At 42.8% G+C, this 21,897-nt stretch carries 20 protein-coding genes; 12 read left to right on the top strand and 8 right to left on the bottom strand.

Going from position 1 to position 21,897, the window contains the following annotated elements; all coding sequences use genetic code 11:
- Nucleotides 1-97: 97 nt before the first annotated feature.
- The 8 genes from ACOJRU_RS17490 (at nucleotide 98) to mobA (ending at nucleotide 8,108) form a co-directional block, all read left to right on the top strand.
- Nucleotides 98-700 (top strand): (2Fe-2S)-binding protein, encoded by a 603-nt coding sequence (locus ACOJRU_RS17490; protein WP_421134799.1) that lies wholly within the window; start codon nucleotides 98-100, stop codon nucleotides 698-700.
- A complete protein-coding gene (cobA, locus tag ACOJRU_RS17485; RefSeq protein ID WP_421132996.1) occupies nucleotides 697-1,599 on the top strand; it encodes a uroporphyrinogen-III C-methyltransferase in 903 nt (300 codons plus the stop codon). Before ACOJRU_RS17490 ends, cobA begins: the two co-directional genes overlap by 4 nt.
- On the top strand, nucleotides 1,580-2,599 hold the full coding sequence (locus tag ACOJRU_RS17480) for a glycosyl transferase family protein (RefSeq protein WP_421132995.1): 1,020 nt from the start codon (nucleotides 1,580-1,582) through the stop codon (nucleotides 2,597-2,599). Before cobA ends, ACOJRU_RS17480 begins: the two co-directional genes overlap by 20 nt.
- Nucleotides 2,600-2,925: 326 nt before the next feature.
- Complete coding sequence (locus ACOJRU_RS17475; RefSeq protein ID WP_421134798.1) at nucleotides 2,926-4,251, top strand: CmpA/NrtA family ABC transporter substrate-binding protein; 1,326 nt, start codon at nucleotides 2,926-2,928, stop codon at nucleotides 4,249-4,251.
- Nucleotides 4,252-4,348: 97 nt separating this feature from the next.
- Nucleotides 4,349-5,275 (top strand): ABC transporter permease, encoded by a 927-nt coding sequence (locus ACOJRU_RS17470; protein ID WP_421134797.1) that lies wholly within the window; start codon nucleotides 4,349-4,351, stop codon nucleotides 5,273-5,275.
- A gap of 29 nt (nucleotides 5,276-5,304) precedes the next feature.
- Nucleotides 5,305-6,153, top strand: coding sequence for an ABC transporter ATP-binding protein (locus ACOJRU_RS17465; RefSeq protein ID WP_421132994.1), 849 nt, complete (start codon nucleotides 5,305-5,307; stop codon nucleotides 6,151-6,153).
- Nucleotides 6,154-6,244: 91 nt separating this feature from the next.
- Entirely contained in the window at nucleotides 6,245-7,456 is a 1,212-nt protein-coding gene (locus tag ACOJRU_RS17460) for an alginate export family protein (RefSeq protein WP_421132993.1), read from the top strand.
- A gap of 16 nt (nucleotides 7,457-7,472) precedes the next feature.
- Nucleotides 7,473-8,108 carry a molybdenum cofactor guanylyltransferase gene (mobA, locus tag ACOJRU_RS17455; protein WP_421132992.1) on the top strand — a complete coding sequence of 212 codons (636 nt, stop codon included), beginning with the start codon at nucleotides 7,473-7,475 and terminating at the stop codon, nucleotides 8,106-8,108.
- 81 nt (nucleotides 8,109-8,189) lie between these two features.
- Here mobA and ACOJRU_RS17450 read toward each other — a convergent pair whose 3' ends face one another.
- The 7 genes from ACOJRU_RS17450 to ACOJRU_RS17420 form a co-directional block, all read right to left on the bottom strand.
- On the bottom strand, nucleotides 8,190-8,633 hold the full coding sequence (locus ACOJRU_RS17450) for an SRPBCC family protein (protein ID WP_421132991.1): 444 nt from the start codon (nucleotides 8,631-8,633) through the stop codon (nucleotides 8,190-8,192).
- Between the two features lie 111 nt (nucleotides 8,634-8,744).
- Entirely contained in the window at nucleotides 8,745-9,944 is a 1,200-nt protein-coding gene (locus ACOJRU_RS17445; RefSeq protein WP_421132990.1) for a BCCT family transporter, read from the bottom strand.
- Nucleotides 9,938-11,638, bottom strand: a complete 1,701-nt coding sequence (betA, locus tag ACOJRU_RS17440) for a choline dehydrogenase (RefSeq protein WP_421132989.1) — start codon at nucleotides 11,636-11,638, stop codon at nucleotides 9,938-9,940. The genes ACOJRU_RS17445 and betA overlap by 7 nt, the downstream gene beginning before the upstream one ends.
- Nucleotides 11,638-13,101, bottom strand: coding sequence for a betaine-aldehyde dehydrogenase (gene betB, locus ACOJRU_RS17435; protein ID WP_421132988.1), 1,464 nt, complete (start codon nucleotides 13,099-13,101; stop codon nucleotides 11,638-11,640). The genes betA and betB overlap by 1 nt, the downstream gene beginning before the upstream one ends.
- A 27-nt stretch (nucleotides 13,102-13,128) precedes the next feature.
- Nucleotides 13,129-13,707, bottom strand: coding sequence for a transcriptional regulator BetI (gene betI, locus ACOJRU_RS17430; RefSeq protein ID WP_421132987.1), 579 nt, complete (start codon nucleotides 13,705-13,707; stop codon nucleotides 13,129-13,131).
- Between the two features lie 21 nt (nucleotides 13,708-13,728).
- Nucleotides 13,729-14,772, bottom strand: coding sequence for an alkaline phosphatase D family protein (locus tag ACOJRU_RS17425; RefSeq protein WP_421132986.1), 1,044 nt, complete (start codon nucleotides 14,770-14,772; stop codon nucleotides 13,729-13,731).
- A gap of 68 nt (nucleotides 14,773-14,840) precedes the next feature.
- Nucleotides 14,841-17,192 (bottom strand): TonB-dependent receptor domain-containing protein, encoded by a 2,352-nt coding sequence (locus tag ACOJRU_RS17420; RefSeq protein WP_421132985.1) that lies wholly within the window; start codon nucleotides 17,190-17,192, stop codon nucleotides 14,841-14,843.
- A 944-nt stretch (nucleotides 17,193-18,136) separates the two neighbouring features.
- On the opposite strand from ACOJRU_RS17420, the gene ACOJRU_RS17415 reads away from it, so the two are divergent.
- The 4 genes from ACOJRU_RS17415 to ACOJRU_RS17400 all read left to right on the top strand — a co-directional run bounded on the left by ACOJRU_RS17415 (nucleotide 18,137) and on the right by ACOJRU_RS17400 (nucleotide 20,723).
- Nucleotides 18,137-18,517, top strand: a complete 381-nt coding sequence (locus tag ACOJRU_RS17415) for a PA2779 family protein (RefSeq protein ID WP_421132984.1) — start codon at nucleotides 18,137-18,139, stop codon at nucleotides 18,515-18,517.
- A gap of 4 nt (nucleotides 18,518-18,521) precedes the next feature.
- Nucleotides 18,522-19,475: a PA2778 family cysteine peptidase gene (locus tag ACOJRU_RS17410; RefSeq protein WP_421132983.1), complete on the top strand. Its 954-nt coding sequence runs from the start codon at nucleotides 18,522-18,524 to the stop codon at nucleotides 19,473-19,475.
- A gap of 214 nt (nucleotides 19,476-19,689) precedes the next feature.
- Nucleotides 19,690-19,935: a DUF4282 domain-containing protein gene (locus tag ACOJRU_RS17405; protein ID WP_421132982.1), complete on the top strand. Its 246-nt coding sequence runs from the start codon at nucleotides 19,690-19,692 to the stop codon at nucleotides 19,933-19,935.
- Between the two features lie 434 nt (nucleotides 19,936-20,369).
- Nucleotides 20,370-20,723 carry a hypothetical protein gene (locus tag ACOJRU_RS17400; RefSeq protein WP_421132981.1) on the top strand — a complete coding sequence of 118 codons (354 nt, stop codon included), beginning with the start codon at nucleotides 20,370-20,372 and terminating at the stop codon, nucleotides 20,721-20,723.
- 127 nt (nucleotides 20,724-20,850) lie between these two features.
- On the opposite strand, the gene ACOJRU_RS17395 is transcribed toward ACOJRU_RS17400, so the two are convergent.
- Nucleotides 20,851-21,705, bottom strand: coding sequence for a RepB family plasmid replication initiator protein (locus tag ACOJRU_RS17395; RefSeq protein WP_421132980.1), 855 nt, complete (start codon nucleotides 21,703-21,705; stop codon nucleotides 20,851-20,853).
- Nucleotides 21,706-21,897: the final 192 nt, after the last annotated feature.

Genomic DNA, 21,897 nt, shown 5'->3' with positions numbered 1-21,897 from the left:
TGCGCTTCTTAACGGGGCAAACGATGCGTTATCGGGCCAGCCTGAGCTGAAACACGGTGCGGTCAGCGCTACTCCTTTTGATGCCGGCACATTGGGAATGTTGTTTGGCGAAAGCGCTTTGGTTGATGCTATAAAAACGTCATGCTATTACTGGCTTGATACTACCTCGGGCAGTATATCGTGCACCCAAATCGCCGACATAGTTCCCCCGATGCAGCTGTTAAACAATGTTGTACCGCTGTTACCACAAAATACCCAGTGGTATACCTTTCAATGTGCAAATCAATGCTCATTAGTCGCCACACGGAAAGGAAAAGTGGTGTTGAGTATCATGCTCAATACATCTTCATTGTCTATACCTACCGATTGGCTAGAAAATATGTTCAATAGTGACGATGCGCTAACGCAGGCACAAATAAACAGCCTATTGCATCAGGAACCCGACGAAGCTTTTATGTTAGGTAAGATAGTGTGCAGTTGTTTTAGCGTGCGAGAAAAAACCATTACTACGGCCATTGAGCAAGGCAATAACAGTGTTAGCGGCTTAGGTGTTGCACTTAAATGTGGAACTAACTGTGGTTCATGTAAAACGGAGTTGGCTTCATTACTTTCTGCTAATCACAAAGCCAGTACATTACCTAAACCGAACAATGATGACACATCGGCAAATACGTCGGTGACAGAGGAAACCCTTTTATGAACGCTCGATTACATGCTTTCTCTGGTGCTTTGCATAGTGCCTTATTTCGTATTCAAAGCGCATTTATCAATCGCGATACGGGCATTGATACGTCTACGCCTTCTGCTTCACAAAGCAATAGAAAACACAGGGGTGAGGTGTTTATCGTTGGTGCCGGCCCCGGTGACGCCGAGCTTTTAACCCTTAAAGCGCATCGCCTTTTACAAACTGCTGATGTGGTAATGTTTGATTGGTTGGTTAGCCAGTCAGTATTAGACTGTATACCACGGCATATAAGTAAAGAGTTTGTGGGTAAGCGGTGCGGTAAACACAGCATGCCACAAACTATGATTTGTCAGCGCTTAGTTGAACTAGGCCTTGAAGGCAAGCGAGTGGTAAGACTAAAAGGGGGCGACCCTGCTATTTTTGCGCGTACTAGTGAAGAAACAATGGCGCTTCACAGTGCAGGCATAAAGTTTGCCATTGTGCCGGGTATTACGGCGGCCTCTGGCGCTTCTGCCTATACGGGTATTCCCCTTACCGATAGACGATTTGCCCAGTCGGTAAAATTTATGACCGCGCAATTTCAAAACCCAGAAAAGCAGGCCGATTGGGCTGCTATTGCTAACAGTGTAAAACATGAAACAACCGTTGTTTACATGGGGCTTAAACGGTTGCAGCAGCTCTCTGAAAAACTTATCAATGAAGGTATAGATAGTGCGATGCCTGTCGCCGTAATAGAAAATGCATGTTGTAGTCAGCAGCGGGTAGTTGCAGGTACAATTAAAAGCATATTTAAATGCGTAGCAGAGGCTGAATTTACTGGGCCGGCGTTGGTCATTATTGGTCATGTCGTAACAGCACGTCAGCCTGTAGCACTCGAACTGATAAGCCAATCACATGCAAAAAGCACCGTTTAGTCACTATATTCAAGCCATCGGTAAGGGCAAACGAGGTTATCGTCACTTAACTTTTGATGAGGCGTATGATGCCATGTCTCAATTGCTTGACGAGCAAATAGCCCCTGAACAAGCTGGTGCGTTTCTCATGTTGCTTCGTATGCAAGAAGAGTCGGTTAATGAGCTCAGTGGGTTTACCAAAGCCTGTCGAGAACGTTTACCTAATAACGATGCTTCATGGAATGCTACTGTTGATATTGGATGCTATGCGGGTAAACGACGTCAGTTACCTTGGTATTTGTTAAGTGTGGCGCTGTTAGCGCAACATGGCCACCGCGTTTTCTTACATGGAACCTCTGAACCTGGCTCACAGCGTTTTTATGCCAGTCATGCATTGGCTGACTTGGGTTTGCCACTAGCACAGTCGATTGGTGAGGCCTCAACGCATATGGACTCTTATCGTGCGTGCTACCTTGATTTAGACGTTGTGCTCTCTCCGCTCTCTCGAATCATAAAACTACGCGAATTGTTTGGGTTGCGTTCCTGTGCGAATACATTAGCGCGGTTGTTAAACCCAAGTGCAGCACCCTTTGCGGTGCAAGGTGTCTATCATACTCATCTCGACGAGCGTCATGCAGAGGTTAACAAAACGCTAGCACAACACTCTTTAGTGTTTCGTGGTGATGGTGGCGACCCAGAAATAAACCGTGACAGAAATACTAATCTTTTTATCACGCGTGAGGGCATAACAGAACACATTGTTATGCCTGAAGCAGAGAGTTGGACAATGAAGGAGTGTAGTTTCACTTCGGAGACTATGTTAGCGGTGTGGCATGGTGAACAACGTCATGATTATGCAGAGCAGGCCATTCTCGCCACATTAGCGAGTTATATTATGTTGATAGAAAGCTGCTCGTTATCAGAAGGGCTCAGACAAGCCGAACAATGGTGGAATGAACGTAACCAGAGTGAATTACCCTTCTGCATTGCGCACAATAATTGCGCAATTAACGCACTATAGTGATACACAACACAGGATGGTTACTCTTCTGTTTTTAGTAAGTTTATGAAATTTATGCAATTTAAATTTGGCATTGATTATGTATATCTACTTAGTAACGCAATAAGTTAACGCGCAATCTAGCCCTGCTAATACGGGGTAATATATTTTTGTTCTGTCCGCTTAGTATTCCGGCAGAACATACGGCAACGAAGCCCACCAGTCCACGATGACATCGTCATTACAGGCTGTTGGGTTTTTTTTTGGCTAAAGGAAAGTAAATGTTATCTAGTACATTAAACAAAAAGCTTGAAAAAGTAGTAGGCACAATCAGCATTATTGCTGCAATGCTGACGACATCTGTAACCATGGTGAATGCCAAAGAACTTGAATGGCCAGAGAAAGAGGAGCTAAAAATTGGGTTTATCAAATTAACCGATATGGCACCGCTTGCTGTTGCTTATGAGAAAGGCTATTTCGAAGATGAAGGGCTTTATGTGACCCTTGAAGCTCAGGCTAACTGGAAAGTGTTGCTAGACAGAGTTATTGATGGACAGCTTGATGGAGCGCACATGCTAGCAGGCCAGCCTCTTGGTGCCACCATTGGATTTGGAACACAGTCACATATTGTTACCGCTTTTAGCATGGATTTAAACGGCAATGGTATTACTGTCTCGAACGATGTGTGGGCTGAGATGAAAAAGAATATTCCACACAAAGATGGCAAACCAATCCATCCTATCAAAGCCGATTACCTTAAACCGGTTGTAGATAGTTACAAAAATGCTGGTAAGCCCTTTAAGATGGGTATGGTTTTTCCTGTTTCTACTCATAACTATGAACTTCGCTACTGGTTAGCAGCAGGGGGTATTCACCCTGGATATTATGCACCGCACAAAGGTGACACATCAGGCCAAATCGATGCGCAAGCACTCTTGTCTGTAACGCCCCCCCCTCAAATGCCTGCGACGATGGAAGCCGGCACTATCTACGGTTATTGCGTAGGCGAGCCATGGAACCAACAGGCGGTATTTAAAGGCATAGGTGTGCCGGTTATTACTGACTACGAAATTTGGAAAAACAACCCAGAAAAAGTATTTGGCGTAAGTAGCCAGTGGGCTGAAGAAAACCCAAATACTCACATTCGTGTGGTAAAAGCGATGATCCGCGCAGCAATGTGGCTTGATGCTAACAATAATGCTAACCGGCCCGAAGCCGTAAAAATCTTATCAAATAGCAGCTATGTTGGTGCAGATGAGGAAGTCATTGCAAATAGTATGACAGGCACCTTCGAATACGAAAAAGGCGATAAACGTGATATTCCCGACTTTAATGTGTTTTTCCGCCACAACGCTACCTACCCCTACTACAGCGATGCTATTTGGTATTTAACACAAATGCGCCGTTGGGGCCAAATCGCTGAGCCTAAGTCAGATAATTGGTACATAGAAACGGCAAAAAACGTGTATCGCCCTGACATTTACGCAATGGCAGCGAAAGCGCTTATAGAAGATGGGCTCGCTCAACCTAAAGATTTTCCTGACTTTGATACAGAAACCGGATTTAAATCACCGCAAACTGAGTTCATCGATAACGTAACCTTTGATGGTTCTCAGCCAAATGCTTATCTCGAACAGTTTTCGATTGGACTAAAAGGCGACGCGGTGCTCTAGGCGCGCCGATTGACGAGGAAGAGGCAATACGATGAGTAAATCGATACAAACAATAAGCCAAATTGGCCAATTGGACGGAAAAAATAGGTTCACAAGTATGGCTTCAATGCTACCTAAGCTACTCATGCCATTGGTTGGTATTCTATTATTTTTAGCTGTGTGGAATGGCGTAGCGAAATCGATTGATACTTCACTAGGGCAATTTCCTGGGCCAACGCAAGTATGGGAGCAAAGTGTAACGCTTATCGCTGAGCATAGTGCTCAGCGAGAAAAAGCGGCGGCATTTTATGAACGCCAAGAAACCCGAAATGCACAACGCATGTCGCAAGATAAAACTTATGTGCCCAAAGTCCGAGAGTTTACAGGGGCCCCCACTTTCTTTGATCAAATTTGGACCAGTCTATACACGGTAATGGTGGGTTTTTTTATCGCCAGCGTTATCGCGGTTCCTGTTGGAATACTTTGCGGACTTAGTAAGTCAGCGTACTCCGCGATTAACCCGCTGATTCAGATATTTAAACCTGTTTCTCCTTTGGCCTGGCTACCATTGGTAACAATGGTTGTCAGCGCCCTCTATGTTAGCGATGACCCGATGTTTTCTAAGTCATTTATCACCTCAGCAGTAACGGTGTCGCTTTGCTGTCTTTGGCCAACGTTAGTCAATACCGCCGTAGGAGTATCGAATATCGATTCAGATTTAGTGAACGTTAGTAAAGTATTGCGATTAACGCCCCTAAAGCACGTACAAAAAATCGTTCTACCTGCTTCTATTCCTATGATTTTTACCGGTTTGCGTTTGTCACTAGGCATCGGATGGATGGTGTTGATTGCCGCTGAAATGTTGGCGCAAAACCCAGGGCTTGGAAAGTTTGTATGGGACGAATTCCAAAATGGTAGCTCTGAATCATTAGCCAGAATAATGGTAGCGGTGATCACCATCGGTATTATTGGTTTCATGCTAGACCGCTTGATGTTAGCTGTTCAACGCGTTGCTAGTTGGGATAAAAACTCGGTATTGCGATAAGAAAGTGAAACCAGAATAAGGAATTTATCATGCAAAAAAAACATTTAGAGTTGTCGCAGGTAGGTATTGATTTTCCAACGCCGAAAGGGCCTTTCACTGCACTCACCGATGTTAATCTGAAAATTAAAAAAGGCGAATTCATTTCACTTATTGGGCATTCTGGATGCGGTAAATCTACGGTATTAAACATTGTTGCAGGCTTACACCAGGCAACGAACGGTGGCGTGATTTTAGATGGGAGTGAGGTAAAGGAACCTGGACCTGAGCGTGCAGTTGTCTTCCAGAATCATTCGTTGTTGCCATGGTTGTCGGTTTACAAGAATGTTGAGTTGGCAGTTAAGCAAACCCAAAAAGCAAAATCGAAAAAAGAAATGCGCGACTGGATTTTGCATAACCTTGAATTGGTCCACATGACACATGCACTCGATAAACTACCTTCTGAAATATCTGGCGGTATGAAACAGCGTGTTGGTATAGCAAGAGCGCTTGCAATGGAGCCAAAAGTGCTATTGATGGATGAACCATTCGGCGCTTTAGATGCACTTACTCGCGCGCATTTACAAGATTCATTAATGGCTATTCATGCAGAGCTCGGAAATACGGTTATTATGATTACCCACGATGTAGATGAGGCGGTGCTACTGTCGGACCGTATTGTAATGATGACAAATGGCCCTGCCGCTACTATTGGCGAAATTCTCGACGTAAATTTGGCTCGTCCGCGAAACCGTTTAGTGCTAGCGGATAACACAGAATACAACCATTACCGGCATCAAGTATTGACTTTCTTATACGAAAAACAAAAGAAGATAGAACCGGTTTCATCCTATAAAAAAACAGCAAAAAAGAACGCATCAAAGAATATTGACGCTGCTTAGCACTTAAAAAGTAATAACAAATAAAACACAAAAGTTACTCGACATTTTACGGCCGAGTTAGGTTTTCTCACACAAAATTTAGGAATTCACTATGAAAAAAGTAGCAATATTCTTTAACCGAACGGTACTCACGCTGGGTATTACGGCAGCGCTATCTCCTATGGCTCAAGCGGCAGATTGGTACGATGCATTATCAGATATAAAAGCCAGTGCAGATTTTTACCTACGCTATGAAGGCGCTTCACAAGACAACGCACTAAAAGACGCTAATGGCCTTACTCTTCGTACCTTCGCAGGCATAGAGTCGGGTGAGTATAAGGGGTTTTCGTTCAAGGTAGAGATGGAAGACAGCAGAATTGTGTTAGGGCAAGGTGATTACACGGTAGGGCCTACAGGTTATAACCTTGGTGAGTATTCGGTTATCGCTGACCCTGAAACTACCGAGCTTGATCAAGCTTATGTTCAATATAGAACCGATAAGCTAAAAGTTAAGCTAGGACGGCAGGTGATTGCACTTGATACGCACCGTTTCATTGGTAGCGTAGCGTGGCGTCAAGACCGTCAAACCTTTGATGGGATATCAGTGAATTACAAAATAAGCGAAAAAATAAACGCGTTTTATGCTTATGTAAACCAGCGCAATCGTATTTTTGCCGAGGCTGCCGACTTTGATGCAAAGGATCATTTTTTGAACCTAAGCTATAGCACGGACTTGGGGAAATTAACGACCTATGCTTACTTGCTAGAAATAGACAATGACACTGAAAATGCACTTGATACGTACGGTGTACGCTATGCAGGGGCCTACACCACTGATTCTGTGAAATGGTTGTACACCGCAGAGTTTGCGAAACAAACTGCCGAAAGCGCAACTACCGATTATGACGCAAACTATACGTTACTAGAAGCCGGTGCAGTTGTATCTGGTATAACCACAAAGTTGGGTTATGAAGTGTTGGGGTCTGATGATGGCAATTATGGCTTTGCCACGCCGCTAGCAACACTGCATAAATTCAATGGCTGGTCAGATCAATTTTTAGGAACACCTGCGCAGGGGTTGAAAGATTTCTCTGCCTCGATTTCCGCTAAGTTTGCCGGTGGCAAATGGACTGCGATTTATCATCAATTTGATGCTGATGCGTCATCGTCAACGTTAGACGATTACGGCAATGAATTTAATTTGTTGTACACCACCAAAGTGGCAGAAAGGTTTAATCTTGGCGTGAAATACGCAAATTACTCTGCAGAAGACTTTAGTGTAGACACCGATCGGGTTTGGCTATGGATATCAACCAAGTTTTAAGGGTAACCCCCCAGTTATGAAGGTGATATCAAATAGTGTTCGCGTTGAGGATCTGCCGCACCAACAATGTATTGGATTTATTTTGGCTGGTGGACGCTCTTCACGTATGGGTAGAGATAAGGCGATGGTATCGGTAGGTGGGCAAACGATGTTACAAATTGCCCACTCTGTACTGCACAAGGCGCAGATACACCAACGGTTTGTTGTGGGCGGACAATATGCTGATATAAATGAAAAAAACAAAGGGCTTGGGCCCGCACGAGCCATTTGTGACGTTCTACTAACGCCGAGCACCGTAAACGTTGAAAGTAATAACTATGCCCTGTTCATGCCAGTCGATATGCCTTTTTTGACCTCAGCCAGCTTAAGAAAGCTGCTGCATTTAGCGAAAAAAAATAGGCAGGCATTTTATTTCAAAGAACATTATCTACCCTTTGTTACGCCGTGGTCATTAGAAGTGGCACTGACACTAAAAGGAGTGTCTGAAGCACATCCATCGCCGTCTGTCCGCAATGTGCTTCACGCGATAAATGCTAAAAGCGTAACCTTTAGCGGTGAGCTGCGTGAACTTGCTAACATCAATAGCCCTGTAGAATTAATAAAGGCGACTGGTGGCGCGATAAAGGAAAACCATAATACTCGGTTAGAGTAGCAACGCGCACAAGGAGCTAAGTGAATATGTAGATACCTAATCCTTGTGCCCTATTCTTTTGTTACCAGTGTTATAAGCACACTAAGCAGGCATGTTGCCAATCTGCTTAAGAATACTGCCAAAGGCTCGTCCGCCGTTCTTTTGAATTTGTTTATCGAAATAAAGCGTACCTAACAGGAATATTGTGATGTGACCTTGCGAGCGCCACGTCACATGTGTTTTACCGTCTTGTTCTTTAAGCGTGATTTCGCCTAAGCGGTGGTCGTAAGGAAGAGGGGAAGACTTTACTACTTTATAACCCAGCTTGTAGGGCGGTTCGAAGGCAACAATTTCTTCATGCAAATTTGCACCGCCAGCAATAATTTCGCGGACGGCACCTAAACCATTTTTTTCATGTTTGCCTTCGACTAACAGATTAGCCTCATCTATCCCTTTAAATTGAGCATAATTGGCATGATCGCTCAACGCAGCGAAAACCGTTTCTATTGGTTTATCTATCGTTCTTTCTACATGAATTGAAAACATTCTTACCCCATTTACATAAACACGACTGCGTAGCTTACGATTTACTATAGAGCAAACCTTGCATAGCTCAAATAAACCCTTCTTATCTGCAACTATAGGCAATGAGCGGGTTTATTTTGTGTCGTTTTTACGTGATAGCAAACTTGCCGATTTCGGTATAGAGAGTTTACTGTTATTTGCCAGCATATATGCAAAACAGCAAAGGCTTAGCCCTATAACGAGAGCGCCTACCCATTGAATTTTAATAAATTGTAGGCTGAAAAGCACTGTCAGGGTCATCATCAATAATGCATGAAGCATGATGTACTGCTGTTTTCCAAAGCGAGCGACAGTCAATTGTAGATTGTCTGAGTACAGGCGAATCAGCGAATCCAAAGAGTTGATTACAAAAACGATTCCTACAAGCACCATCGCGATATTGATAAGGCCGGTTGTTTCAAGCCCTTTTACATGAAACAAATACAATACACTGAACCATAGGCCAATCGATAGTGAAGGCCAAACTAACATAGCAATGAAAAGCTTTGTCGTGTTCATGCTTCCAACAAACCTGGCAGTAAACTGACCAATCATGATGCTCCATGCAAACCACCAGAACAGATAAAAGGCGTGGTAGTCATTAATAGGAAGGACAAATTTCTCTAAATGTAAGAAATATTCTGAGATTAATGGAAGTGTATTAACCAAGTCTGCAGCTGAAATATCAGGGGACATCAGAGCATGTAGACCCAATGTCACGGTTAATACTAAAAATAATCCGCCAGAAGAAAGGCTCAGTATTTTGACAAACTTTATGTCAGTACTTGAATAAACGGCGAATAAGATCGTTGCGCCAACAATAAGCGCATAATACCAAGGAAACCCGTTTTCGATAGCGATAGAGGGCAAATACCAACTTAGGTTGGCAAATAATAGGTGCGCAGTAAAAGCACACGTACCAATTATCACGAAGTTGTTAATCCATTTTACCCAGGATATTTCGAAAAATTTTACACGAGGCTCAATGGCACAAAAATAAAAGCAAGTGACAAAGTATATCGCCCAAACAAGAAACCCCCAAAAACCAAACTCTATCGCTAGTGGGTTTGCAAAGGCATATTCTGTATTTGCAAGCGTATCGGCATAGACTGGAAACTCAGTTAGCGGAAACATAATCAGGCCGACATCAAGGCCTGATGTAAATAGTATGGCAACGAAGGTAAGGGTTGATACGGGGTAGCGCCCATTTAATTCAAGCTTTCCCCAGCGAACGAGGATGAACACAACCATTGCCATAAAAAACAACATTCCAACGCTAACAAGGGTTAACATGAAATATCTCGCTTAGGGGCGTTGTGACGCTGTTTCGTTTCCCAATGTTCGTCTTGATAAACCTCGATTTGTGCAGGCTTAAGCAGTTGTTGCTTGATGATGTCAGCCGCGCGCTCAGCAACCATGATAGTGGGCGCATTTAAGTTGCCGTTAGGCACCGTTGGAAAAACGGATGAATCAACAACACGAAGCTTTTCAATGCCGATTACGCGCATTGTTGGGTCGATAACGGCCATCCCATCATGGCTATCACCCATTCGGCAAGTACCACAGGGGTGGTAAGCGCTCTCTACTGACTCGCGCACAAACGCATCAATATCTTCATTGCTGACAATATGTTCTCCTGGCTGAATCTCCTTACCCCGATAAGCATCCATGGCGGGTTGCGCAATGATCTCTCGCGATAGTCTTACACAAGCTCTGAACGCTTCAATATCGTCTTGGTGCTGTAAGTAGTTAAACTGGATTTCAGGAGGCGTAAGAGGGTCAGCATTTTTTACTTTTACCCAGCCGCGGCTTTTCGGTTTGTTATGGCCAATGTGTAATTGAAAGCCGTGATCATCGAACGCTGAGCGTCCATCATAACGCATTGCTGCGGGTAAAAAGTGATACTGTAAATCTGGCCATTGCACGCCAGGTTTTGAGCGTATAAAACCGCACGACTCGAAGTGGTTAGTCGCGCCCAAGCCAGTCTTAAACAGGATCCAGCGAATGCCAATAGCAAGCTTACTGAGCGGGCCTAATTGGCTATTAAGGGTAATAGGTTGTTTACAACGGTACTGAAAATAAAACTCTAGGTGATCTTGAAGGTTCTGACCTACACCTGGCAGGTGGTGTTCAGTGTTAATGCCAGCTGCCGCTAGCGTGTCGCGATCACCAATACCGGATAACTGTAAAATATGCGGAGAGCCTATTGAACCTGCGCTTAAAATCACTTCTTTAGTGGCCAAAGCCTGACTTTTTTTCTGACCAGAAAAAAAGGCAACGCCAACCGCCTTCTTGTTTTCAAGAAGTACTTTTTCAACCTGAACACCTGTTTGTATTGTTAGGTTAGCGCGCTTCATTGCAGGCTTTAAATAGGCGTTAGCCGTTGACCAGCGCACGCCATTTTTGACCGTCATGTGCATGGGGCCAAAACCCTCTTGCTGATAGCCGTTATAGTCGCTGGTTTCCATATAGCCTGCGTCAACCCCTGCATCAACAAACGCTTGATAAAGCGGGTTTTGCATATTGTTGCCATTATTTACGGCAAGTGGGCCATTTTTAGCGCGGTAATCGTTTTCTTCAAAGGCCCAGTTTTCTGCTTTCTTGAAATAGGGTAAGCAGTGCTGATAGTCCCAACCTTGTGCACCATGTTCTTGCCATTCATCGAAGTCACGAGCATGTCCACGCACATAAACCATGCCATTGATTGACGAAGAACCGCCTAATACCTTACCCCGAGGGCAATGCATTTCGCGATCGTTGAGAAAAGGTTCGGGTTGTGTATGAAACTGCCATGCATACTTCTTAGTATTCATTGGAATAGACAACGCCGTGGGCATTTGAATAAAGATGCTGCGGTCTGAACCGCCCGTTTCTAGCAGTAATACCGTCGTTTGTGGGTCTTCGGTTAATCTGTTCGCTAATACGCACCCAGCAGAGCCGGCACCAACAATTATATAATCAAAGCTTTTGGTGTTACTTGGCGACATTAAAATGGCCCTTCAAGCTTGTCCATGCCGACATAAATTGACTTCGTTTGGGTGTAAGCACGTAACGCTTCGACGCCATTCTCTCTGCCTATGCCAGATAACTTGTTACCGCCAACAGGCATTTCTACCGGCGAGTTACCGTAGGCATTTATCCAGCATATACCTGCTTGCAGTTGTGCAATAACACGGTGTGCTTGACGAATATCGTTACAAAAAATACCGGCGGCTAAGCCGTAATCAGTATCGTTGGCGCGGGCAATAACGTCGTCTTCGCTTTCAAACGTTAAAATAGACATTACGGGACCAAAGATTTCTTCTCGGGTAATGCGCATATCGTCAGTACAGTCGGTAAAAATGGTTGGGCCAACAAAATAGCCATCCTCGCAGTGCTGCGGTCTAATGCGTTCTCCGCCAAATGCGAGGGTTGCACCTTCTTCTTTACCTAACGCGATATAAGACAATACTTTTTGTAGATGAGGTTCAGATATCAGCGCACCTAAATTGGTGGCTGGGTCTGCTGGGTCTCCGACAACCACATTCTTTCGTGTGCGTTCAATCAAACGTTCGACGAATGCGTCGTAGCAGTTTTTATGGACAAATACCCGCGTGCCATTTGTGCACACTTCGCCCTGCGTATAGAAATTACCAAGCATGGCACCGGTTACGGCTTCATCAATATCGGCATCTTCAAATACAATTAAGGGTGATTTCCCCCCTAATTCCATTGTGACATTTTTCAACGATCCAGCGGCAGCGGCCATTACCTTCTTACCAGTGCCTACTTCCCCCGTTAGCGATACTTTTGCAATCGCAGGATGGCGGACTAAGTAGTCACCGACAACACCGTCGCCTTGTACTACATTAAATACACCGGGCGGTACGCCTGCTTCTATAAATATCTCGGCTAGCATACTTGCACCACGCGGTGTTTCTTCAGAAGGCTTGAAAATCATGCTGTTACCCGCAGCTAACGCGACAGCGGCTTTCCAGCAGGCTATTTGTATTGGGTAGTTCCATGCACCAATTCCCAGGCATACCCCGAGCGGCTCGTGTCGTGTATAGAAAAAATCATTGCCTACACTTTGCTGTTCGCCCATGGTCGAGGTACATAAATTACCAAAATACTCAATGGCATCGGCGCCCGTCTGTACGTCTACTACCGAGGCTTCTTGCCAAGGTTTACCGGTATCTTTCACCTCAATGTCTGCAAGCTCATCATTGCGTTCTCGAAGTAGGTTTGCCGCTCGTTGCAGTATTCGCGCACGTTCTACAGCCGGTGTTGCTGACCACACAGTAAAGCCTTTTTGTGCGCTACTGATAGCGTGCTCTAAACGCGGCTCACATGCGGTTTGAACGGCATAAATAACATGCCCCGTTCCAGGGTTAACAACGTTGAAAGTGGCATTGTCGCTATTGTCTATGTAGCGACCATCGATGAAGTTTTTAAGTAGTGTAAAAGACAACGGTAACTCCGGTGTATATGAAAATGTTTAAGTAATACCGTGCTGTTTTAGCACGTCATTTATGTAGTGTTTGCAATGCGCTTTTGCGTCGCTAAATTTTTCGTGGTTGGCACGACTTAGTGCGCAGCGCAGCCAAAAGCCGTCTATTAGGGCTGCGGTGACCTCTGCAGCTTGGCTGGCTTTGTCAGCAGGTAATAATTGTTTAAAGCTGTAACGTAAGTTACTAACAAGACGACGCTTATTGAGCTCTTGTAGACGGTAAAGATCGGGGTCATGCATAGACTGGCCCCAGAAACTTAGCCATGTTTTGGTGCTCGCATCAGCTTGTTGAAGATCAGAAAAATTGAGATCGACAATTTTCATCAGTCTTTCATGCGGTGTTTGTGAAGACTCCACCATTTTTAACTGCGTAAGTAAGTACCTAACGGATGCCTCGATAAGTGCCTGCTTACCTCCAAAATAATGACTAATGATACCGGAGGACATGCCGGCACGACGGGAGATAAGGTTAATCGTGGCACTTTTTAAACCGACCTCTGCAACAACATCTATGGTTGCATCGATTAGTTGTTGGCGGCGCATTGGCTCCATTCCTACTTTTGGCATGGCAATCTCTTATAGCTATTTTTACGGATAGGGTTCAAGCGTTGATAGTCTAAACGTGTGTTCGTTCACAACGCTTCCTGACTCATCATACAGCCCCAGCGTAATAGTAGGATCGTTTTTTTCCCAATCTATGTTCAGCGCCCCGTAATTTACGTTGCTTGTATATTGACCTATACGGTGTTTGTTCGGACTTACCTCTTTCCATTCTTGCGTAAGACCAGAAGCAGTTACTTCCCACAAAGGATAATCTATATTTTCATCATAATAGCTTACCTCACCCCAGTGGGTGTCTCCGCTGATGAGTATTACGCCATTCACCTTATGTTTTTTGATCAGTGAAAATAAACGCTGTCTGTCAGCTGGAAAATTGGCCCACGACTCCCACCCCGTAAAGTCGGCAAGTAATTGTAAGCTAGAGCCAATGATTTTAATGCGCGAAGGTTTTTTCAATTCTTCTTCTAGCCATTGCCATTGCTTTTCCCCAAGCATACTGGCCGTTGGATCGCTATGAACACTGTATGGCCCCATATTTTTAGGTTTACGCTCTTTGGCGTACTGTGCGCGAGTGACATGGGCAATGTCATCTCGATTCCAACGAAGATCGGGTAAAATGACATGAACATGTTGGTCGTCTTCGCCATACTCATAAGCGGTATAGATACCATCTTCTCTAGAACGACGTAGTGATTGCTCTGGCTCGCCCCAAAAATCTAGCATGATATCTCGTGAAGCTTCTTTTTGAGGGAAGTGTTTGCCGGCGTCATTTTCACCGTAATCGTGGTCATCCCAGATGGCAATGAGTTCGGTTTGTGCCTTTAATTTTTTAAAACCAGGTTTAGCCCCTAGTTTTTGATATTTTTTTTGCAGCGACGCCATATTTTCTGTGTCGCCATAGACGTTGTCCCCAAGAAAAATGAAGAGGTCAGGGTTATCGTCAATAATACTTTCAAAGATAGGAATTTCTTTGTCTTGATGTGAGCAAGAGCCAAACAAGATGCGTGATGGGGCATCAGCGAACGCCATTGGGCTAAGCAGTGCTGTGCAAAGTGTTAAAAGTCTAAACATAGGTGATGTAGCCTTGTGTGCAAATAAAAAAACCACATGCGCTTATGCGCATGTGGTTTAGTGGCGTGTTACATAACAAATTTAATATTGAATGCCGCCGTTCTAGGCGCACCAATCCAACCCGCATTTTGCGCGATGGATCCTAGGTACTCTTCATCAAATACGTTATTAACCGTTAAGCTCATTTCAATGCTATCGATTGAGCCACCGATATCATATGCCGTTTTACCAACATATAAATCGCTTACAGTATAAGAGTCAACGCGCTGTGTATTCGCTTGGTCTAAGAAGCGTTCGCCTACATATTTGGTGCTAAAGCCGGCGTAAAAATCGCCTTTTGTATAGTCGATGCTTACGACAGCCATATCTTGTGCACTACCCAATACCGTTTTACCACGGAATTGTTCGTCGGTGTAGGTCGAGTCATTTTTGGTGTACGACACATAGGCTGTGAACGTATCAGTGAGTCGATAATCAATCGACGCTTCGATACCATCAGATTCTACACCACCATCATTCACAAAGCCGCCAGCTGCAGACTCTAAGAAGTCGATACCGTTTACATCTTCGTTGCTGATGAATGTAATACGGTTTTCGAACTTGATGTTGTAGTACGTTAAGCTAGCGTTGAAACCAGGTGCAGAGTAACGTAACCCTACGTCGATGTTGTCCGCCGTTTCTGGCTCAACCACGCTTACATCAGCATCGTCACGCTCTAATACCGCGTCTTTAATTGCTGCGAAGTTCTCTGCATATCCACCAAAGAACTCTAGGCTTTCAGTAATCGGCGCAACAAAGCCTGCTGAAATAAGTACGTCTGAATCTGATGATACGGCAAGGTTATTAGCGGCGGTAAAACGATCCACTTTTTCTACATCAACATTAAACTGTTTTGCACCTAGACGAAGCTTAGCAAAACCTGCATCTAATTCGTCTTCCACATAATACATCAATGTTTCAACAGGGAATTCACGGCTGTACTGGATCCAATACGGATTGTTTTCAGCGCGAGGGCCTGTTGCCGCATCAATGGTTTTATGCCAGTCACGGTATTCTTCACGTTGGTAATCTTCATACCAAAACCCGCTTCGTAATGTGTTGGCCATACCCGCAATGGTGGTATTCCAAACGAAGTCAGCGTTTATACCGTAACGCTCTTTGCTGTAGTGGCTATGACGGCGAGAACTTACTGGAATAGCGCCTTGCTCATAACAACCTGGATCAATCGCTGCACCGCCGCCACCATAAGGGAAGGCTACAGCGCTTTCACAACCATCGATTGGCGATAATGACTCTCCAGCACGGTTTACGAAATAGATAAGCCCTTGAGAAGCGCCTCCTAGTGCCGTTGTCGAAGCGTCGAGTTCAGAGTGTGGGTTACCCGCGCCATCGTCAGTAACGTCAACCATGTAGTAAGGTATCCAACCACCAGTACCTTTGTTTTTATGATAATAGACGTTAGTACTTACATCCACTTCGCCTACCATGAAGTCTGCTTTTAGGTAAGTGAAAATGTTTTCGCGCTCTGTTGTCCAACCACCACGATAAACTTGGTCTTGGTAAGGAATACCGCTCCAATCTTCGGTTAAGCCGTCCCATGTTGGATTTTGTTCATACTGACCTAGGCCATAAATACGTTGATAAGTATATTCTTGGGCATCGTCGTAACTGAAGTAACCGGTTAAATCTACTTCATTAACGCGGCTAATAATTTTTGCTTCAGCGTGATCACGCGTATTTGTAATCGACCCGTCGATATAGTCGTCGTTTTGTTGCGTTGATAGGGAAACCCATGCAAACGTATCTTTTGCTATTTCGCCAGTGTCATAACGTACATAAAACTTTTGAGCGTTAAACTCACCAAGCGTCGCACTTGCTGTCACTTTTTCGTCGAAGCTAGGAAGGATTGTTCTAAAATCGAGTGTGCCGCCTAGTGCTTCATTTGAACGAGAGCTAACATCTGCAGTACCCTGTGATACTGCAATATTTAGTAGGTTTTCGGTATCAATGTAACGGCTAGCTTTCGTACCACCGCCGTAGTTAGAGTTACCATTAGAAATACCGTCTACCGTCATGCCTATTTGTTGTGCTTCTAGGTCAAGGGTAAAGCCTCGGATAGAGATACTTGTTGACCATTCATCTGAGCCAAACGGGTCACCCTCATTAATCAATACGCCTGGCAGGTTATCAATGATTGACAAGGCGCTTGTCATAGGTGTTTGTTGCTTCACCATTTTTGATGACGTAGTGCTGTTTGCATACGACACGCTGCGCCCCGTTACTTGAATAGCTTCTACTTCTTTCTCTTCGGCTTCCTTGTCAGGGGCCTCTTGTGCAGTTGCTGACATCGACGTTAGCGTAACCGCTGATAGTACAGATAGTGCGACTAAGCTTCGCTTCATAGGCACGTAAGGTTTCATAAAAGTTCCTGTTGAATGTATTTTGTTATGAGTTTTTAGATTACAGATATGATGTGACACTAATATTAATGTTAATTGAACAATCAATTAATAACAATTGAATAATGTTGCCGTGCAAGCAGTAAATCTGTCTATTAAACCATTAAAGATTTTAAAAAACATGTACTTATGTTGTTTTTGATTGTTTTTAAACAAGGCTGTAGCTGGGTGTTATTTAACGTGTTTATTAAAAGAAGGAGGGTTTATTTTCAATTTCTGTACGAAAAAAAGCACAAAGTGCATGAATTTTTGCAATGATGATGGCAATGGTGATGCCTTAATAGTTAGGGTTCTAATTATTAGAGCTCGTTTCAGGAGGCGTGCCTATATGTCCACATAGACGCCATTGAGAAAATATTACGCAAGGTGGAATAATATTCCCGAAAAATAGCGTCGCGCTGTGCGAGCAAAAAAACGTATGCCGTTCAGGCGCACTGCTACATTGATGTCGCGAACGTGGCGTTGTTACATGGGCAGGCTATGCCTTTAATGCAGTTACTCGCCGCGATAAAAATAGTCTTCTTTATTGCGTAAAGCTAAGTAAAAACACTTTATAAACAATTGTTAAGCGCAATATAGTGGCAAAAAAGTGCTTCATGGCGGATTAATTTTATTACCAGTAAAAATCGGCTATATTTAAATAGGTGTACCTTCAATAGGGTATGCTCATCTGCACCAAATGATAGCGCTTTTATTTTCAAAAGTAGCGATAACAAGGTTGGCGTTAACTTTGCAAAGTTAAGTGTGACATTAAATAAAAGCAAAGATGGTGGTGAGGCGTTGTGTAATTGCAATTAGCCGGTTGAACGAGATTTACACTGCACATCTTCGCAAAACGACATAATGCAAACATACCGACACCCGTCGCTATGCTTTAGTGTTGTGCAAACAATAAAGGAAATACAATGAAGCTTATCAAATCAACATTAATTGGATGCCTTTCAGCGGGTGTATTAGTGGCCGGTAGTGTTCATGCTGAATCTATTAGTTCAGATACTGTAATGCAAACACAAGTGGCGCAATACAACAAAACGCAGCTTATCGATATGGTAAACCGAGCCGACGTGCAAAATAAACTGATGAGCTTAGGGGTAAACAGCAATGACGCCGTTGCCCGTATAAATGCAATGACCGACAGTGAAATTGCTCAGCTAAACGATGAAATTAATCAAGCTCCTGCAGGCGGAATTGTAGGTGCTGTTCTTACTGTACTTGCTGTTATCGCTATCCTTGATTTGGCAGGCGTAACCGATGTATACCCCTTTATACGTCCAGTAAGTAATTAATTAAATGGAAATGATTTTTAAGAAAGCCTGCTTACTAGCAGGCTTTTTGTTGCTGGTAGGCTGCCAAGGTACGCCACAAGCAGACCGATTACGGCAACAAGGATTAGCGTCGCTCCCACCATCTCATACCATTGAGCAGGTTCCTTTTTATCCGCAAGAGCAATTTTACTGCGGGCCGACAACTCTGTCTGAAGTCTTTGGCTTCTACGGAAGCGATATATCTCCCAACGATATTGCGCCTAAGATGTTTATTCCTGACAAGGATGGAAGCTTACAACTAGAGATGATAACGGCAACCCGCCAGTATAGCTTTTTGCCTTATACGGCCCGCGGAACGCTCTCATCTATCATGGCATTAGTTAGCGATGACATTCCCGTTATAGTTTTCCAAAATTTATCTATTCAATTGTTACCGCAATGGCATTATGCGGTAGTAACAGGTTTTGATAGCGAAAAGGGCACAGTAACGCTGCATACGGGGGTTACCCCAGATCACGACATGTCTTTTGAGCTGTTTGAGCGTACATGGGCACGAGGTAATTATTGGTATCTAGCACCCGTTCCACCTGGCGTTACATCGTCAGAAATGGTGCCATTCACCTATACGAGCGCAGCCTATGACATGTTGAAGGTGGGCGATGAGTCGCGTGCGCTGGCATTTTTAGACACCGCAACAAAACAGTGGCCTACGCAATGGTTGGCTTACTTTTTACTGGCTAATCACTTCATGAAAACCGATGAATCAAAGGCGCTTCAATGGTTTGAAAAAGGGTTAGATGCGGGCCAAAACGAACCTGCATACCTTCATAACTTTATTGTCTTGTTATACGAAATGGATGATACGTCGAGAGCAAAAGCACTGTTAATCGACGCAATAACGCGTTTCCCGAATAACAAAGCGTTAATAGCGTTAGCCAAAAAAGAAGGCGTAACGAGTGTGCCAGATAAAACCGCGTAACACGAATACAGGGTAGCCAAACTTGCACAAATAGCGTTAATACTTCTTTTATAACAAAGCATTGTGTTACTTATCTTTCGGTGTTTATACTATCTTGGTGAGCTTCTTCACAATACTTATAAATAATAAATCAACAATAACAACGAGAAGTTTGTCGCAGGATGCGGCATTAAGAGTAAAGCTTGCTACCTGCAAACTTCATCAAGGAATGATTATGAAAGATATTTTTTTCTTCGACTCAATGCTAACGCCTAAAATTATCACGTTTGTCTACTGGCTGCTGCTTCTAGGTTCTGTGATAAGTGGCGTAACAACCATGTTTGTAGGGTACGACTCGAACTTTATTTACGGCCTATTTATTATTGTATCAGGCTGTATTGGCGCCAGAATCTGGTGCGAATTGCTTATCGTACTGTTTAAAATTCATAGCAACCTTCAGAAAATTGCTAATAAAGAATAATTTACCCCTTTAAAAGGTGCTGCTGTTTGCGGCACCCTCCGTAAAAACGACTGCCCAAAGCGTTCAAAAATCATAGGGATTAACAATAAAAAAGCCCAGAATGACTGGGTTTTTTCGGTATTACTGCGTGCAGTAGCAAATTATTCAATATTCTGGATCTGAATGTTTATTGTTTGGAATATTTGCAATTATATCATTATGTTAAGTTTTTTTAAATTCTTTATAAAACATAAATGTAACCATTTATGTAACCGCTTACTATTATATATTTAAGTACGTAAGCTACGTCATTTCCACTCGTTAGATTATAAGTATATGATAATATTGAATTTTATTATTATTATATATATATCTAAACTTATATAATTATGCTGTTTACAACTATGTAATTTCTGATATACGTAAACTATATCAAAAACAACATAGGTGCTTTTATGAACAGAAGAGAAACATTAGAACAAGCTATTCAAGCAATATTAGATCATTACGAAATGCAGGTTGCATCAGAAGAAAGGTTTTTACGGTCAGCATTAAACAACAATGAAAATTGTGATGCAGAGCCAGTTGAAGACATAGCAGAAGAGTATGGCGAGCCTGAACTTTGGCCTGAATACATTGGAAATGACAACATCGACATAAGCTGGATAGCTCCTGATGTCACCTTCTTTTCACTAATGGATGAATTAAACAATTATGGCTTGCAGGAACATCTAAATAATGAACTAAATAAGCTACAAGAACACATCAACAGACATATCAGAAATTACATAGAAAAGATTGGTGGGTAAACATGACAAAAGAACAATTAGAAATAGAAACGCTAGGCTATGAACGTTGCGGTAAAACTCTTCCAGAGGTTCATCTGGGTGATCTATAAGATCGTAAAGGATAGAACCAAGTTTGGCATGTCAAAAATTACATAGGTAGGATAAATTCCTCCTGCTTAGGGGGATTAAGAATTATTTTAACTTTTCTTTCCCTTGTTAATATTTTAAAGTCTTTAAATAATTTAATTTCTTTATTAGCCATCAATGCTGACTTTAAACACCTATTCTTCTCGCTATTAGACATAGATTTTGAATGGGTCATCCTGTCCCATATCGTAGCTAGATCTACGCTCAAAATAACATTTTTAGAGTTTTTGAAAATCCTAGTTTTTAGGTACAGATATATAGCTTTCGAATATTGGCTACCTAACTTGTCATATTCATTCATATTGATAAACTGCTTACTAAAGGCTTGATAATCTAAACTGCCAATCTCTGGATGTAACATTATAGAGAGAATTCCACTCTCCAAGTCATACTCTGTTTTCGCTAAAAGAGGGAAATTTATTCTTTTTTTAGCTTTTAAATCATCAAAAACATTCTGACCTTCTTCATATTTAAATAAAGTTAATCTAGCTTGTTCGATATTCTCTAACCTGCCTAAAAGAGACTGAAAAACTGTCCTGTTCCTATTATTACTCTCGATACCTGTGATTTCATATAACTCTTCCTTACTGAAAACCACCTTTCTATCGAAATTATCTACTTCGTTAAATTTATTATTTTGATAGAATTTAGTCATTATTGCAGAAAAAAGTCTGAAGTCCCTGTCGGCATCTAGTAGAAGTCCCTTGTATACAATTCTCTCATTTTGTGTACTGAGAGCAGATACTTCTATAAGATCATTTTTTAGATTTGTGCTTTTAGAAGCGAAGATTGGGCTATGTAGTAAACTTGACAAGTGAAGTGTACTATTTTTGTAAACTGTGGGATTATTTTTCATTTGTTGAACTCCATTATAATTTTTATATCAAAAATTTTTAGGACGTCAACATCTAACTCAAATAATATTAGTGCATTAATTCACTACACAATGCGCATTAATTCACTACATACTCTGCATTAATTCACTACACAAATAAGCGCTATAGGCCACGGACTATAAGGCTTCAAACTATCCTTACTATCTTTTATA

This window comes from Alteromonas algae (assembly GCF_049117195.1).
GTDB lineage: Bacteria > Pseudomonadota > Gammaproteobacteria > Enterobacterales > Alteromonadaceae > Alteromonas.
This window is presented reverse-complemented; position numbering and strand designations above follow the sequence as displayed.